General features: G+C 39.3%; 16 protein-coding genes. 13 read left to right on the forward strand and 3 right to left on the reverse strand.

Annotated elements, in window-relative coordinates; all coding sequences use genetic code 11:
- Positions 1–253 precede the first annotated feature (253 nt).
- The 6 genes from G8782_RS00685 (at position 254) to G8782_RS00710 (ending at position 7,222) form a co-directional block, all read left to right on the forward strand.
- Positions 254–1,318, forward strand: a complete 1,065-nt coding sequence (locus G8782_RS00685; protein ID WP_172368995.1) for a Fe(3+) ABC transporter substrate-binding protein — start codon at positions 254–256, stop codon at positions 1,316–1,318.
- Between the two features lie 125 nt (positions 1,319–1,443).
- The gene (locus tag G8782_RS00690) at positions 1,444–3,075 is read left to right on the forward strand and encodes an ABC transporter permease (RefSeq protein WP_172368996.1); all 1,632 of its coding nucleotides are present in this window, start codon (positions 1,444–1,446) and stop codon (positions 3,073–3,075) included.
- 1 nt (position 3,076) lies between these two features.
- Entirely contained in the window at positions 3,077–3,817 is a 741-nt protein-coding gene (locus tag G8782_RS00695; RefSeq protein ID WP_172368997.1) for an ABC transporter ATP-binding protein, read from the forward strand.
- 106 nt (positions 3,818–3,923) lie between these two features.
- The gene (locus tag G8782_RS00700) at positions 3,924–5,519 is read left to right on the forward strand and encodes an FAD-dependent oxidoreductase (protein ID WP_216667733.1); all 1,596 of its coding nucleotides are present in this window, start codon (positions 3,924–3,926) and stop codon (positions 5,517–5,519) included.
- 283 nt (positions 5,520–5,802) lie between these two features.
- Positions 5,803–6,405, forward strand: coding sequence for a protein kinase domain-containing protein (locus tag G8782_RS00705; protein WP_172368999.1), 603 nt, complete (start codon positions 5,803–5,805; stop codon positions 6,403–6,405).
- 94 nt (positions 6,406–6,499) lie between these two features.
- Positions 6,500–7,222, forward strand: a complete 723-nt coding sequence (locus G8782_RS00710) for an MgtC/SapB family protein (RefSeq protein WP_425505465.1) — start codon at positions 6,500–6,502, stop codon at positions 7,220–7,222.
- Positions 7,223–7,283: 61 nt separating this feature from the next.
- On the opposite strand, the gene G8782_RS00715 is transcribed toward G8782_RS00710, so the two are convergent.
- A complete protein-coding gene (locus tag G8782_RS00715) occupies positions 7,284–7,523 on the reverse strand; it encodes a hypothetical protein (RefSeq protein ID WP_172369001.1) in 240 nt (79 codons plus the stop codon).
- Positions 7,524–7,722: 199 nt separating this feature from the next.
- Between G8782_RS00715 and G8782_RS00720 the strand changes: the two genes are divergently transcribed.
- The gene (locus tag G8782_RS00720; RefSeq protein WP_172369002.1) at positions 7,723–8,415 is read left to right on the forward strand and encodes a DUF421 domain-containing protein; all 693 of its coding nucleotides are present in this window, start codon (positions 7,723–7,725) and stop codon (positions 8,413–8,415) included.
- A gap of 51 nt (positions 8,416–8,466) precedes the next feature.
- Here the strand turns inward: G8782_RS00720 and G8782_RS00725 are convergent, their stop codons facing one another.
- The gene (locus G8782_RS00725) at positions 8,467–9,168 is read right to left on the reverse strand and encodes a DUF421 domain-containing protein (RefSeq protein WP_172369003.1); all 702 of its coding nucleotides are present in this window, start codon (positions 9,166–9,168) and stop codon (positions 8,467–8,469) included.
- A gap of 156 nt (positions 9,169–9,324) precedes the next feature.
- Between G8782_RS00725 and G8782_RS00730 the strand changes: the two genes are divergently transcribed.
- From G8782_RS00730 to G8782_RS00745, 4 genes are read left to right on the forward strand one after another with little or no spacing between them, the layout of a single operon-like run.
- Positions 9,325–9,531 carry a spore coat associated protein CotJA gene (locus G8782_RS00730; RefSeq protein WP_172370167.1) on the forward strand — a complete coding sequence of 69 codons (207 nt, stop codon included), beginning with the start codon at positions 9,325–9,327 and terminating at the stop codon, positions 9,529–9,531.
- Positions 9,528–9,800, forward strand: a complete 273-nt coding sequence (locus G8782_RS00735; protein ID WP_172369004.1) for a spore coat protein CotJB — start codon at positions 9,528–9,530, stop codon at positions 9,798–9,800. Before G8782_RS00730 ends, G8782_RS00735 begins: the two co-directional genes overlap by 4 nt.
- A 16-nt stretch (positions 9,801–9,816) precedes the next feature.
- Positions 9,817–10,386: a manganese catalase family protein gene (locus G8782_RS00740; protein ID WP_172369005.1), complete on the forward strand. Its 570-nt coding sequence runs from the start codon at positions 9,817–9,819 to the stop codon at positions 10,384–10,386.
- Positions 10,387–10,398: 12 nt separating this feature from the next.
- A complete protein-coding gene (locus G8782_RS00745) occupies positions 10,399–11,208 on the forward strand; it encodes a DUF2935 domain-containing protein (RefSeq protein WP_172369006.1) in 810 nt (269 codons plus the stop codon).
- 38 nt (positions 11,209–11,246) lie between these two features.
- Here G8782_RS00745 and G8782_RS00750 read toward each other — a convergent pair whose 3' ends face one another.
- Positions 11,247–12,443 (reverse strand): chromate transporter, encoded by a 1,197-nt coding sequence (locus tag G8782_RS00750; protein ID WP_172369007.1) that lies wholly within the window; start codon positions 12,441–12,443, stop codon positions 11,247–11,249.
- Positions 12,444–13,137: 694 nt separating this feature from the next.
- Here G8782_RS00750 and G8782_RS00755 point away from each other — a divergent pair.
- Entirely contained in the window at positions 13,138–14,112 is a 975-nt protein-coding gene (locus tag G8782_RS00755) for a tetratricopeptide repeat protein (RefSeq protein WP_172369008.1), read from the forward strand.
- Between the two features lie 108 nt (positions 14,113–14,220).
- Positions 14,221–15,507, forward strand: a complete 1,287-nt coding sequence (gene tig, locus G8782_RS00760; protein WP_172369009.1) for a trigger factor — start codon at positions 14,221–14,223, stop codon at positions 15,505–15,507.
- The last annotated feature ends 51 nt before the right edge of the window (positions 15,508–15,558 follow it).

The raw sequence follows: 15,558 nt of genomic DNA on the forward strand, positions 1-15,558 counted from the left end.
CGAAATGGTTTATTCGAAATTACTGCACCGTCATATTTAAAAAAACATATTACTAGGGAAGGGGCCCCGATTGATTTAGTGTGCAGCCCGTGAAACTCCGGCGGGCAAACGAACCTATTTTCAGTCGCCACATTAAAATTGCACTGATAAATACATATACTTTAAATTGACATCTATCTTATATCATTATATATTTATTGATGAGATTGAGAATCATTTTCAATCAAAAAACTATTGTCTGGAGTTGGATATTATGAAAAAGAGTTTATTCTTAATCGTTATCGCCATGATGCTCGTACTTTCAGCATGCGGAAGCGTAACCAAAAAAGAAAGTGGTGCTGATGCAGGTGATAAGAAAACTGAAAAGACGGAAGTGAATTTGTATACTAGTCGTCATTACGACGTGGATAATGAATTATATAAAAAATTTGAAGAAGAAACTGGAATAAAAGTAAACGTTATCAAAGATGAAGCGGATGTACTTATCGAACGTATTAAACGTGAAGGGACTGCGACAAAAGCCGATTTATTATTAACAGCTGACGTTGGCAGACTGTACCGCGCGAAAGAAGAAGGGCTTCTTCAAAGCGTGTCAAGTGACAAATTAATGAAACAAATCCCTGAAAAATTACGCGACAATGACGATATGTGGGTCGGTTTGACAAAACGTGCGCGTATTCTAGTGTATAATAAAGATAAAGTTAAACCTGAGGACCTTTCCACATATGAAGCACTAACAGAAGATAAGTGGAAAAATCGCGTTCTTGTTCGATCATCTGAAAGCGTCTATAACCAGTCGCTACTCGCTTCATTCATAGAAATCGATGGCGAAGAGAAAGCAAAAGAATGGGCACAAGGTATCGTCAACAACTTTGCTCAAAATCCTGAAGGCGGAGATCGTGACCAAGCGAAAGCAATCGCAGCGGGCATCGGTGACGTCGCAATTATGAACTCATACTATTTCGGTCAAATGCTTAATTCGACAGAACCGGAAGAAGTGAAAGTCGCGGAGAACCTAGGCGTCTTCTTCCCGAACCAAGAAACAACTGGAACGCATGTGAATATCAGTGGAGCCGGAGTCGTCAAAGGTTCTAAAAACGCGGATAACGCGGTTAAACTACTTGAATTCCTCACTGATGAAGAAGCGCAAAGCAAATTCGCTTCCGCAAACTATGAATACCCAGTGAATGAAAACGTAGAACCTTCAGAACTCCTTAAATCATGGGGAGACTTTAAAGAACAAGATATTCCATTATCGACCCTCGGAGAAAACAACGCGAAAGCAATCATGATTTTCAACGAAGTCGGCTGGAAATAAAATTCGAAGTACTTGAATAACGATTATTCAAGTACTTTCTAAAAAAGTAGATATATTGTATTTTTTCAGTGACCTCTATTAAGGTTAGTGGATTGTCGCGGAAATGGTAAAGGATGGATTTGGTTATGAACAAGCATTTAGCTAATGTTAACGGGTGGACAATATCTGCGGTACTTATTATCATCTTGCTTTTTTCACCGAATTTGTCAATCGTATTAGGCATATTTTCTCCGGCAAGTGATAATTGGGCGCATATTAAAGAGTTCATGCTTTTAAAATATATAAAAACAACTCTTACACTCGTTTTCTTTACGGCGCTGTTCACGATTTCAATCGGGCTCAGTCTTGCTTGGCTCATTGCCCAATATGATTTTCCACTTCGGAATTTTATGAAATGGGCACTGATTCTTCCTTTATCGATTCCGCCTTTTATTGGTGCTTATACATATCATGGCATCATAAATTACACGGGGGTCATTCAAAAGACACTTCGTAACCATTTCGATATTACGCCAAATCCCGCCTATTTCGATATAATGAATATTCCAGGCGCGATTTTCATCTATACACTGGTTCTTTATCCATACGTTTATATGATCACAAGAATTTTTCTGTCCCATCAATCGGCCTCCTTAATTGAAAGTGCGCGAACTTTAGGAAAAGGCCCCATGGAAATATTCTTTAGAGTCGTCATCCCGATTTCTCGCGTTTCAATAATTGGCGGTGTGAGTCTAGTAATCTTAGAAGTATTAAACGATTACGGAGTAGTTAAATATTTTGGAATTCAGACCTTTAGCACAGCTATTTTTCAAACTTGGTTTGGACTCGGTGACTTGGATTCATCTATTAAACTAGCTGCCTCACTTATGGGTATCGTTATTTTCATCTTGATAATCGAACGGTTACTCAGGGGCGGGAAACAATATAGTTATTCAACGACGAAAGTCAGACCGCTTCCACTTGTAAAACTAAAAGGGAAGAAAGCGGTTTTTGCGACACTTTACACGGTTAGCATTTTCAGTGTTGCGTTTCTCATTCCGATCCTTCAGTTAATTGACTGGGTAATCCTTACATTCGGCAAAGTGCCGATGGAGGACGTATTGCTTTATACGAAAAACTCGATTACTGTAGCAGGACTCGGCGCATTCCTGATTATTGTATTTTCCCTAGTTGTCGGCAACTTCGGACGATTGGTCAAACACAAGTTTGCGAAAGTATTGCCGAAATTGACTGTCCTCGGTTATTCAATACCAGGCGTGGTTGTCGCTGTGGCAGTTATTACAACATTCATTACCCTTGATCGGTTCCTTGCGCCTTTCTATCAGGCCATAGGTATCGATTCGCAACTCGTCTTGAGCGTCAATCTGGTCATGCTCATCAGCGCGTATGTTATCCGATTTTTTGCAATCGGTTATAATTCGATTGAATCGGGTTTCGATAAAATCGGGACGAATTTCCGAGATGCATCGCGCATGCTCGGCGCCAACAGCCTTCGGACATTTTTCAAAATAGACGTACCGATGATGAAAGGCGCAATTATTAGCGGATTTATCCTCGTGTTTGTAGATATATTAAAAGAGATTCCGTTAACACTTATTTTAAGACCATTTAATTACGACACACTTGCCACGAAGGCGTTTCAATATGCAAGCGATGAAAAGATTATGGAAGCATCCCAAGCATCACTACTGATTGTCGGTGTGAGCACGATTGCAATTTTCGTCTTCCATAAGTTACTCAGAGAGGAGCCAAAATAATATGTATATGGAAATTAATAATTTGATGTTTTCTTATTCCAACTCTTCCTCGAAAACAGTAGACAATTTTTCCTTCTCGGTGGAAAAAGGGGAAGTTATTTCAATGCTTGGTCGTAGCGGTAGTGGAAAAAGTACGTTTCTGCGTTTAATTGCGGGACTGGAAATGCCGTCAGGAGGGTCTTTTACACTGAACGGCAAGAAAATGTTCTGTGAGGATACATTTATTCATCCTGAAAAACGTGGAATCGGCATGGTTTTTCAAGACTATGCGCTTTTCCCGCATATGAGCGTTGAAGATAATATTATATTTGGGCTCCCGAAAATGAGTCGTAAAGAGAAAATCAAACGGGCGGGAGAAGTCCTTGAACTCGTTGAGCTTACGGGGTTTGAAAAACGTTACCCGCACCAATTAAGCGGTGGCCAGCAGCAACGGGTTGCGTTAGCGCGGGCAATCGCTCCTGAACCCGAACTGATTCTTTTAGACGAACCTTTCAGTAACTTGGATACGGATTTGCAAGTGAAAATTCGCGGAGATCTCAGACGGATTTTAAAGAAGGCAAAAACCACAGCCATTTTCGTTACGCATAATCAAAACGACGCCCATGCACTCGCAGATCGCATCGTGAAAATCAAGGACGGCAAAATTGACAAAATTGGACGCCCTTGCGATTTGCTTGGAGTTTCTCCGACGGAAATTCCCGGTATGATCGAAATCACGTACGAAGAACTAATCGGCGTTTGACGAATAAAATTATCTATTACTGCTTCATCCCGTTTCCGAGGATGAAGCTTTTTTTAATTGAGAATATATGCAGATCAAAACGGGAATGATTCTACTATATTGAGTAATGAATGGAGGATATATTGTGACCCATAATGAAATTGGAAAGTTGCCTGAGCATCCGGAGTCCTATTGGAGGACGGATATTGAATTTCCGCAGTTTCCAAGTTTAGAGGACCATCTAGAGGTTGACGTAGTGATTGTAGGGGCTGGTATTACGGGAATCACGTCAGCATATCTATTGGTTAACGAAGGCTTGAAGGTCGCTGTAATCGAAGCGGGTAAAGTGTTGAACGGAACAACAGGCCATACGACTGCAAAGATCACGGCGCAACATGATTTAATCTACGATGAATTCATCCGCAATATTGGAAGAAGCAATGCACGTTTATACTACGAGGCGAATACTGAAGCACTAAACTTTGTCAAAGAAACTGTGGACAAACATGCAATCGACTGTGATTTTAGCACGCAAGACGCGTACATATACGCCACTTCAGAAAAATATGCACGCAAAATAGAGAATGAAGCAGAAGCCTATGTAAAGCTCGGTATCGATGGCGGGCTAGTTGATAGTTTTCCTTTCAATATAGATATACAAAATGTACTTGTTATGAAAAACCAAGCACAGTTTCACCCTACTAAATATTTAGTGCATCTAATGAAGCTCATCAAGGAAAAAGGAGGCATGATCTTCGAGAACACGACCGCAGTGAATATTGAACCCGGCGAACGGCCTGTTGTCTTGACTCGCGGTGAGTTAGCACCTAAAATCACAGCTAAATATGTTCTTGCTTGTTCTCATTTTCCGTTTTATGAAGGACTAGGGCTTTATTCCACTAGAATGCATGCGGATCGTTCCTATGTGCTTGCTGTGAAAGCGAAAAAGAAATATCCGGGCGGAATGTATATCAGTGCCGATGAGCCAACGCGTTCACTACGTTCTGTAACGATTAATGGAGAAGAAATGGTGCTCGTAATTGGTCAGAACCATAAAACCGGTCAAGGAATCGAAACGATGGAACACTATAAGGCTTTGGAGAAATTCGGCGAGGAAGTTTTTGGATTAGAAGAGGTTGTTTACCGCTGGTCAGCGCAAGATTTGATAACGCTGGACAAATTGCCATATATCGGTGAATTAACATCGGGACAACCGAATATCTTGATTGCTACAGGTTTCCGGAAATGGGGAATGTCCAATGGCACTGCAGCAGCACTTTTGTTCAGGGATATGGTTTTAGGGAAAGAGAATAATTTTCAAAAGTTGTATTCACCTTCACGATTCTATATACATCCTAGTTTGAAAAACTTCTTAAAAGAAAACGCCAACGTTGTCGGTCAATTAATTAAAGGGAAGCTCGAATCACCTAACACAAAGCCGGAAAGTTTATCGCACGGCGAAGGTGCCGTCATTACTCTGGACGGGCATAGAAAAGGCGCTTACAAAGATGATGAGGGTAAACTCCATATCGTGGATACAACATGTACTCACGTTGGATGTGAAGTTGAGTGGAACAGTGGTGATCGAACATGGGATTGCCCATGTCATGGTTCCAGATTTTCGTTTACGGGAGAAGTAATTGAAGGTCCGGCGGAAAAACCGTTGCAAAAATATGATTATAAGTTGAGCGATAATTTGACATCGGAAGACTCTGGTTATTGATATTTATCGATTCAAAATCGCATAATGCAAATAATTGACTCCGAAACAGTCAACGCTTATACTAGGCTAATAAATTAAAAACTTTTCTTCCTGATAAGGGGAGTAGCTATACAGCAAAGTCGTCAACACAGGGGTTGATCCCTCGGCTTTGTTGGCAACTACCGTTGTTTGCGAGACCTTACCAATTATTTGGTGAGGTCTTTTGTATGTTTGAGACGTTAATGGCCAATTATTGGTGATAACGTCTCTTTTTGATTTCTTATATAATACTGGAGGACAAAACTTGAATACTTATCAAGAACTGGCAAAGTCAGTCGTTATCAACAAGAAAAATCGGTTAGTCAGCCATGATGATTCATTAGAGCACATCGGGACAGGAAGAAGTGCCTTTGTTTTTAGGATAAATTCATCAAAAATGGCAATTAAAATATTTTTCCCTGAATTTACTTATATTGCAAAGGAGGAAGCCGAAGTATATCAAACACTTCAAAATATCTCTTACTACCCTTCGATTTATGATGCTGGATCCAATTACATAGTCATGGATTACATTGAGGGATTCACACTTTTCGATTGTATTTCGCAAGGGAAAATCATTACACCGACACATGTAAAAGAAATCGATTATGCACTTTCTTTAGCCAAAGCGAGGGGGTTAAACCCTTCAGATATTCATTTGCGAAACATATTAATCACATTAAATGGCGAGATAAAAATCATTGATGTTGCACGTTTTCGACAAAAGAAAAATTGCAGGCAGTGGCATGATTTGAAAAAAGCTTATTATCGGCTTTACCGTAAACGTTTTTTTCCAAAGAAAATTTCGGCGATCTACTTGAATATTGTTGCTTACCTTTATAAAAAAGGACTTTTACCATCCTATTGAATATCTTATTTTCTACATTAATTCATAAAATAAGTTACTCATTATCTATTAACGGTAATAGTAGATTATCACTTCAATGAAAGTGGGGATTGTATTGGAATGGATTGCGGATCAAGCCTTATATCCAGAGGTATTGATAAAAATTTCATTGGCGCTGCTTCTAAGTTTAATAATTGGTGTGGAAAGAGAAATAAAAAAGAAGCCAATTGGACTGAAAACAAGTGCAGTCATTGCAACATTCAGTTGTCTATTGACCATTGTTTCCATTGAATCGGCCTATCTTGTACCCGCACGAGATGATATTAATGTGACAATGGATCCACTTCGTCTTGCAGCGCAGGTTGTCAGCGGAATCGGTTTTCTCGGAGCCGGTGCGATATTACGAAAAGATAATGATACGATAACCGGTTTAACAACAGCCGCAATGATCTGGGGAGCCGCGAGTATAGGTATTGCGGTCGGTGCCGGTTTTTACATTGAAGCGGCATTTGCAGTGGTTAGTGTTATGTTTGTTGTAGAAGTACTGGCTCCCATTCTCAGCAAGTTCGGACCGAAGCGACTTCGTTCGAAGGAAGTTCCATGCACGCTAATTCTTTCCGACAAATCACATATAGCAGATGTCCTTGCTTACTTGGAGAAACTAAAAATGACTGTAGAACATTTGAAAATCAGACAAATCGTAGACAAAGATCAGTCAATAAAACATGAGATGGATTTACGTTTGTCAACTTCTTCAGAAAAACCAACCATTCAATTTTATAATGAATTAGACGCATTACCATATATTGAATCGATAGAAATAGAAATTATTAAATAACACAGTAAGAGCAATAGCAAATCCGCTATTGCTCTTAATTCATTATGCTTGTTTCTCCAAGTTACTGTTCACTATCAGTGCCAACATTTTCATTCGGGTCATCATTCGTATCGTCCATATCGACGTCGACCTCTGTATCCGTTCCGTCATTCGGGTTAGGGGTAACTTCACCTTCGTTTGGGTCATCAATGATAATATCATCGTCACCATCATCAGCGCATGCCGCGAGCAATCCAACTGACAAAATTGCAGCCGCGCTGACTTTCAACAATTTACCTTTACCGATGTTTTTTGTAATCATTATTAAAATCTCCTCCTAATTTAATTTAAATATTCTATTATCTCCTGCATTCTACATGTACCCGTATTTTATAAAATCAATCATAATAACTGATAAATAACACTTTAGAGTCAAAAACTTACAATAGAAGTTAACTGGTTTTAAAAGATGTGATAAGGATATATAGACTATGTAAATAATTAATGCTGAGGTGATAGTATTGGATTACTTATTAATCGGTGCAAAGCTTATTATTGGTTTGATTGCGCTCATGACAGTTATGAGGGGGTTAGGTAAAAAACATCTTTCTCAAATGACGCCGTATGATATCATTTATCTCTTAATATTTGGAGGAATACTTGAAGAAAGTCTATTTGATGAAAAAGTTTCAATTTTAATGTTGTTATTCGGAGTCGCTGTTTGGGCAATAGTGATATATATAATTGAAAAGATCGTAACCAAGTCAAATAAATTACGAATATTACTGAAGGGCGAACCAGACAAAATTATCGCAAATGGAAAACTCAATAAAAAATTAATCGATAAAAATCAATTAGAAATGGAACAGTTAAGAACGATGCTTCGAATGAATGGTATTTTTTCATTGAGAGAAGTAAGAGATTTATATATCGAGCCGGGCGGAGATATTACGATAAATCAGTACGCGAAGTATAAGGGAGTAACGAACGGAGATATGAAAATCAAGATTGATGAAGAAGACCCAACAGTACTGATCATCGATGATGGACAGATAAAAGAAGATGCACTCGATTCAATTGGCAAATCAAAACAATGGCTTAAATCTGAATTAGAGCAATTGGGCTATGTAAATTTGAAAGAACTCATATATTGTGAATGGTCTAGTACAGAAGGATTTTTTATTAAGACATATGAGGATACTGTTAACGAATAGATGTGAAAAAATGACTTCATTCAATTAAAGATGAATGAAGTCATTTTTATATTAATCATAAAGATAGACAGTGAAATTATCGTTGCTATCAATTGTTGCCAATAAAATATCTGGTACGCCAACATTTAAGGTTTCTAATTTTTTATCAAGCCAAGCAGTATCTTTTCCGAATGAATCAAGTACATTAAAATCAACTTTGCCTTCCTGAATGATTTTCGTGGGAAAGGTAAATGGTTTTTTAATAATTTTCATGTCCTCTGCTGTTAACGATTGATGTTGGGGAAACATGAAAAACGAAATAGTCCCATCTGGTTCCCATAATGCGAGGGCGATTTTTTTAACCTCATCTATTTTTTCCTTTCGTAGTTCAGACAAAAGATGTTCCACTGTAATTCTTGCTTTTTTCAACCCTTTATACTGTATTTTACCGTCTTTAATTAATGGAAAAGGAGACGGTTCAATCCACTTCTTAAAGAAAGTCCACTTCAAGCTAATGAATACGCTTAGTGTATATAAAACTACCAGGACTGTCGTCGTAATTAACGACCCTTTCATCCCTAATTTTTCATCGGACAATGGGTGGGCAAGAATGTTGCCCAATATTAAAGCGATTGTAAAATCAATCAATCGCAACTGAGAAATAGAGCGGCGTCCCATAATTTTAGTAGCAAAAAGTAAAAAGACATAAGAAACAATAGCACGTATAATCCACTGGATTGTCGTCAGTGATTCGTGTCCATGAAAAAATTCCATCAAGATAGACTCCTCTTTTCTAATTTCAATCTAACCTTATTATTGACTAAAACCCAACAACTATAAGTTGAAGTAACTTACTTGATAAATAAAGAAGTGTCAAAAATAGATTGTATTCATAAACTAGTTCGAGGAGTGATGAGTTTGGAGCAGTCGATGTACCGGGGAAGTTATAGACCATATGTATCCCCATTAGATCCATGTCCGCCGATGAGAGTGAAAAAGTTCGTCTTACCGCCGCCAATTTTTATGGACTTTCAACCGCCTGATCTTGAACAGGTTTCGCCGAGGGAAGCACTTATGATCGGAACACTTTGGCCGCTACTTGCAGACGAATTTTATCGGGAGGAGGGAATTTCGTGAACTTAAGCGCGTTTGAAGAAGAGAGGGAAATGATGTTGCGTGTTCAAGAAGCCGATTTTGTCGTCGTTGAATTAACGCTATATACCAATACACATCCAGATGAACCGGAAGCTTTAGAACAGTGGCGAGAGGCAATCAAGAAGGCAGCCCAAATTCGACGGCAATACGAGAACCGATATGGACCTCTGTCTCTTTTATCAATTCCTTCCGAAGAAGCAATTGAAATGGGATGGCGTTGGAATCAAGCACCGTGGCCATGGCAGCGATGATAAGGGGGGAATTATAATGTGGGTGTATGAGAAAAAGCTTTTATATCCGGTAGAAGTGGGCGAATGCAATCCAAAGCTTGCTAGATATTTAATGGAACAGTACGGGGGAGCAGACGGGGAACTTGCAGCAGCACTTCGTTATATGAATCAACGGTATACTGTTCCCACAAAGGTAATCGGCGTTCTGAATGATATCGCTACAGAGGAATTTTCCCATCTTGAAATGCTCGCGACTATGATTTATAAATTAACCAAAGATGCCACGCCTGAACAACTAGTAGAAGCGGGTCTTGGGGCGCATTTCGCCAATCATGGTCATTCGCTTTTTTACGAAAATGCAGCGGGAGTTCCATGGACAGCATCGTATATCCAATCCAAAGGAGATCCAATTGCCGATTTGTATGAGGATATTGCGGCGGAAGAAAAAGCGCGCGCGACATATCAGTGGCTTATTGATATCTCGGACGATGTCTTAATAAATGATTCGCTTAGATTTTTACGAGAACGCGAAAATATTCACTCATTGCGCTTTAGGGAATCTGTAGAAATTCTTAAAGATGAACGTGACCGCAAGAAAATATTTTAGGAGGAAATTTTTTTGCCGAAAACGTTTCAAAAGGAAGCGTTGTTTGAACTTCACTTTTGGCTTCAAATTTTAGGAGATCATGGCCGATTCATTCATGATTCTTTAGCGCCGAGCGAGACAGAAAAAATTAATACGGCACGTTATTTCATTACGCAGTTCGATCAACTTCTTGCCACTTCAAAAACATCATTAAATGAAGAAGCGCTGTTGGATTTATTAAAGAAATCGAAGGCGACTAGTGAAGAAATACGTACATTTAAATTGTTGTTGTTAAAAGAACACTTAGTAGGAAAGATAAAAATCTCGCTTCCGCCAACTTTCATTAATCATATGGTCAACGAGGTAGAAGAAGCGATTCGGGTGTTTTCATATTTAGGAGAAGGTCAAATGCCGCCGGCAGTTCACCCTTTGCATCATGACTTGTTATGGTTACTAGATGCAGCGGGGCATGCAGGAGCCATTGACTCGAATTTGGATGATGTCGAAAAAATGCATAAAAAAATGAGTCGTGAATTTAAAAAAGATTGGGAAGCATTTTATTTAAAAGCGGTTGAAATGGCTGGGTATTTACGCGCAAATGTAATGAAATTCCCTGCACTCGAAAAATTCCACAAAGATATTGACTTAGAAATGAAACTATTTAAAGTTTTTTTAAATGAATTAGAAGAGATGAGACTTAATAAAAAAATACTTGGAACGCTGACACCTCTGATGGCCGATCATATGGCACGTGAAGAAACTTATTATTTAATGAAGTTGGCCGAAACAACCGATCTTCCTCCACCGAAAGATGACCCGACAAAACCGCGAGTGAAGTCTTAATGAAAAACCCGTTGATAGAAAATTCAACGGGTTTTTCATTATTTTATAAGAAAAGTTAATAAGGTACCGCCGAGTGCGCCTGTTATCACAATAATCCAAGGCGGCAATTTCCAATAGGATAGCATGCTGAATAATAAGGCTGCTAATGCAAAATCCATTGGTCCAAGAATAGAACTCGTCCAAATCGGATGATACAACGCGGAAATTAGTATTCCGATAACAGCAGCATTCACACCCATTATCGCGCCTTTAATTTTAGGGTTGCTGCGTAATTGATCCCAAAAAGGCAATGCGCCGACAATTAATAGAAATGCTGGCAAAAATACTGCGATTGTCGCAACTAAACCGCCAAACCAGCCCTTCATAACAGTTCCTAAATAAGCCGCGAATGTAAACAGCGGTCCCGGTACAGCTTGTGTTGCACCATAACCCGCTAAAAATGCTTCTTCAGTTATCCAACCTGTTGGTACAAATTCTTGTTCCAATAATGGTAATACGACATGGCCTCCGCCGAATACAAGTGAACCTGATCTATAAAAACTGTCGAACATGGCTATCCAATAGGAGCCAGTTAACTCACGAATGATCGGTAAAAGAAAAAGAAAGCCGAAAAACATCAGAAAACAGAGTGCTGATATCTTTTTGGAAATCGGGAATATTGAACTTGGCTTTTCAATTGCGATCAACTGTTTGTTATATAGAAGAAACCCGATTAATGCAGCCAATAAAATAATGCTTACTTGACTGATTGCCGATTGCCATAAAAGGGTCCCGAAGAGTGCGAGTAAAGCTATCGCTTTTCTTTTAAGGTCAGGTGTTAAATTCTTTGCCATACCGAGAATGGCATGAGCAACTACTGCAACTGCAACAATCTTCAATCCATGAATCCAGCCAGCATTTCCGATATCATAACCAGTTAGCAAATATGCGAATAGAATGAGTGCGATTACGGAAGGGAATGTAAAACCGATAAATGAAATAATCCCGCCAACCACGCCAGCGCGCATCACACCGATGCCAATTCCTACTTGGCTACTTGCAGGACCCGGCAAGAACTGCGCCAAGGCAACTAAATCCGCATAAGTTTTTTCATCCATCCATTTTTTTCTTCGTATGTATTCCTCATGGAAATATCCTAAATGCGCTGTAGGTCCGCCAAATGACGTCAATCCAAGTCGCGTTGAAATCAAGAATAGTTCCCAGAGCAATTTGAACCTTTTGTTATTGTTTTTCATTGTTAGCTCCTTTATCTAAAACTTGTAGCGTTCTAGACACTATATCATCTTTTTTTCACTACATTAAGCAATTTAGAAAATGTTTACAAACACTTAACATCGGATAGTCAATTATTATTAGGATAGTTGATAATATGGCTGTTTATGGATATACTAAAAATGAATTTACCGTTGTAAATACATATATATAAATAAAAATATAGAAGGTAATTTCAGTTGGTTCCTTCTATATTTTTTATTTGCTTAAAAACCGTTGGATATACATATACCGTTGATCTTCGTTTCGGGCGGACGCTTTCCTGCGGGCATCACCTCAATCTCCTCGTCGCTAGCTCCTGCGGGGCTTTCGGTTGATGCTATTCCCGCGGGAGTCGCCGCCCTACACTACAATCAACTGTTAGATTACATTTTACTAAGCAGGTTATTCAGTTTATTAAACAGATTTTTTCTCACAAATGTTATATGAAATTGCTATCTAAACATTCTAACCAGCATAGGCGCCTTGCCAGTGGTAGCCGGAGTAATAAGACAGGTGGTGATCTTCTACCTGGCTTATTGCGGGAGGCATCCACCAGCGCCGGAGCGTATTAAAATGATTAATTCCTAGTTCAGTCTCTTACTTAATGAACAACCTTAATAGCCACGAAACAATGCATAAAAAATAAAATTTAGTCAAATGGAGGTGAGTGATGACATGCGCAAAAAATACAGAAGGCTTCGTAAAAGTGAAAATGTTATCGTATTTCCTGGAACTTTTGAAAAGTTAGTGGCGAAAGGGATCGAATGCGTAAAACATAATCAATTTGAAAAAGCGGTTGAGGCATTTGACCAAGCGATTATATTTGAACCCGAGCACCCTGAATTTTTAGGGCCGTATGCAGTCGCGCTATACGAAACAAAAGATTTCGAACGTGCGAGGGACATCGCGACAAGGCTTCTTCATAGCGGAACCGCAAACTACGTAGATGCGATGGAATTATACTTAACAATCTGCATCCAACTTCAAGAATACGAAGAAGTCGAAATGACAATTGACACGCTTTTAGAAGAAGGCATCATACCAAAAGAATTATTAACGAAATTCACTTACCTGCGAGAGTTGAATAGCCGGTTGTCGATGCGTTATACGCCCGACGAATCCATTCCCTCAGAAGCCGTCTTCACATTCGAAGAATTTCTGGAAATGGATATCTATACGCAACAACATACGCTTGCATCCTTAGAAGGAACAGATCTCCGCGCAATGATTCCGGTACTAGAAGACATTGCAGAAAGCGTGCATTTACCGCCGCTCATTGTTACATTTGCAATAACACTCCTGCAGCAAGTCGGTTATGCGAAACAGATAACCATCAAAAAATTTGGAGATGAGATGGTCATAGTACCCGCTCAGATGACATTGCCCGGTCAAGACACCTTCACACAAAACGTCTTGTCGAGATTAGAAGAAATCCTTGTCAAAGATCCATCGAGATTTGAGATGGCCAAAAGTCTAATAGAGAAATTTGCCATCACAGCATTTCCATTTACTTGGGGACAATACGAGGAAGAAGAAGTTGCATATGCTTACGTAGATTACATAGAATGCTTATTCACGGGGGAAGAATTACCGAACACATCGCTTCATTACTTCATCAAACAAATCGACGATATGTCCAACTTCGAGTAAATCGTAAAATTGTTGAAAGATGAAGTCATTATGCTATACTGAAAGAGTTGTTAAAAAAGTATATACATGCAAAAATAGAGTCACCAATAAGAGTCGGAGGTTTTAAATATGTCAGTTAAATGGGAAAAAGAAGAAGGAAACAAAGGGACACTTACTGTAGAGGTGCCAGCTGAAAAAGTAAAAGAAGGTCTTGATAAAGCGTTTAAAAAAGTTGTTAAAGATGTAACAGCACCAGGATTCCGTAAAGGGAAAATGCCGCGTCAAATGTTTGAGAAAATGTACGGTGTTGAATCGCTTTATAATGAAGCACTTGATTTCATCCTGCCGGAAGCATACGGTTCAGCGGTTGAAGAAGCAGGAATTGAGCCTGTAGATCGTCCGGAAATCGATATTGAGCAATTGGAAAAAGGAAAATCCCTAATTTTCAAAGCGGTTGTTACTGTTAAACCTGAAGTGAAACTTGGCGAGTACAAAGGCCTTGAAGTGACGCGTCTTGATACTACAGTTACTGATGAAGATATCGAACAACAATTGAAAGATCAACAAACTGCTTTCGCTGAACTTGTCGTTAAAGAAGACGGCGAAGTTGAAAATGGCGACACTGTAAAACTGAACTTCAAAGGATTTTCTGACGGGGAGCCATTCGAAGGCGGCGAAGCACAAGACTTCGACCTTGAGATCGGTTCAGGATCATTCATCCCAGGATTTGAAGATCAAATGATCGGCATGAAAGTCGGAGAAGAAAAAGAAATCGAAGTAACATTCCCAGAAGAGTACCACGCTGCAGAACTTGCTGGCAAACCGGCAGTTTTCGAAGTGAAAGTCACTGAAATCAAAGGGAAAGAAATTCCTGAACTAAATGACGAACTTGCAAAAGAAATCGATGAAGAAGTTGAAACACTAGACGAACTTCGCACGAAATTAAAAGAAAAAACTACTGTGGAAAAACAAAGCGCATCTGAAACTGCACTTCGTGACGACCTAGTAGAAGCTGCAGCACGCAATGCGGAAATCGATATTCCAGAAGTGATGATCGAGTCAGAAGTAGAACGCATGATGGAAGAGTTCGGCCAACGTCTAGAACAACAAGGCATGAACCTTGAGCTATACTTCCAGTTCTCCGGACAAGACGAAGAAGCACTTCGCGCGCAAATGAAAGACGATGCATTAAACCGTGTCCGTGTTTCATTAGTACTAGAAGCAATCGGCGAAGCTGAAAAAGTAGAAGTCGAAGAAGAAGATATTAACGCAGAACTTCAAAAAATGTCTGATCAATTCGGAATGGATATTGAGCAGATTAAAACAGCACTTGGCGGCACACGCGTTTTAGAAAACGACTTGCGTTTCAATAAAACAGTTGAATTCCTTGTGGAAAATGCAAAAATTACTGAATAATATTAAGCAATAAGGACAAGGTACGGTATACCGTAAGTATACCGTACCTTG

Source organism: Sporosarcina jiandibaonis (assembly GCF_013184495.1).
Lineage (GTDB): Bacteria > Bacillota > Bacilli > Bacillales_A > Planococcaceae > Sporosarcina > Sporosarcina jiandibaonis.

Bases quoted from the DNA above. Each gene is read 5' to 3' on its own strand.
- G8782_RS00685 (WP_172368995.1), top strand. From the start codon at position 254: ATGAAAAAGAGTTTATTCTTAATCGTTATCGCCATGATGCTCGTACTT.
- G8782_RS00690 (WP_172368996.1), top strand. From the start codon at position 1,444: ATGAACAAGCATTTAGCTAATGTTAACGGGTGGACAATATCTGCGGTA.
- G8782_RS00695 (WP_172368997.1), top strand. From the start codon at position 3,077: ATGTATATGGAAATTAATAATTTGATGTTTTCTTATTCCAACTCTTCC.
- G8782_RS00700 (WP_216667733.1), top strand. From the start codon at position 3,924: ATGAATGGAGGATATATTGTGACCCATAATGAAATTGGAAAGTTGCCT.
- G8782_RS00715 (WP_172369001.1), bottom strand. From the start codon at position 7,523: ATGATTACAAAAAACATCGGTAAAGGTAAATTGTTGAAAGTCAGCGCG.
- G8782_RS00725 (WP_172369003.1), bottom strand. From the start codon at position 9,168: ATGGAATTTTTTCATGGACACGAATCACTGACGACAATCCAGTGGATT.
- G8782_RS00730 (WP_172370167.1), top strand. From the start codon at position 9,325: ATGTACCGGGGAAGTTATAGACCATATGTATCCCCATTAGATCCATGT.
- G8782_RS00740 (WP_172369005.1), top strand. From the start codon at position 9,817: ATGTGGGTGTATGAGAAAAAGCTTTTATATCCGGTAGAAGTGGGCGAA.
- G8782_RS00750 (WP_172369007.1), bottom strand. From the start codon at position 12,443: ATGAAAAACAATAACAAAAGGTTCAAATTGCTCTGGGAACTATTCTTG.
- G8782_RS00755 (WP_172369008.1), top strand. From the start codon at position 13,138: ATGCGCAAAAAATACAGAAGGCTTCGTAAAAGTGAAAATGTTATCGTA.
- tig (WP_172369009.1), top strand. From the start codon at position 14,221: ATGTCAGTTAAATGGGAAAAAGAAGAAGGAAACAAAGGGACACTTACT.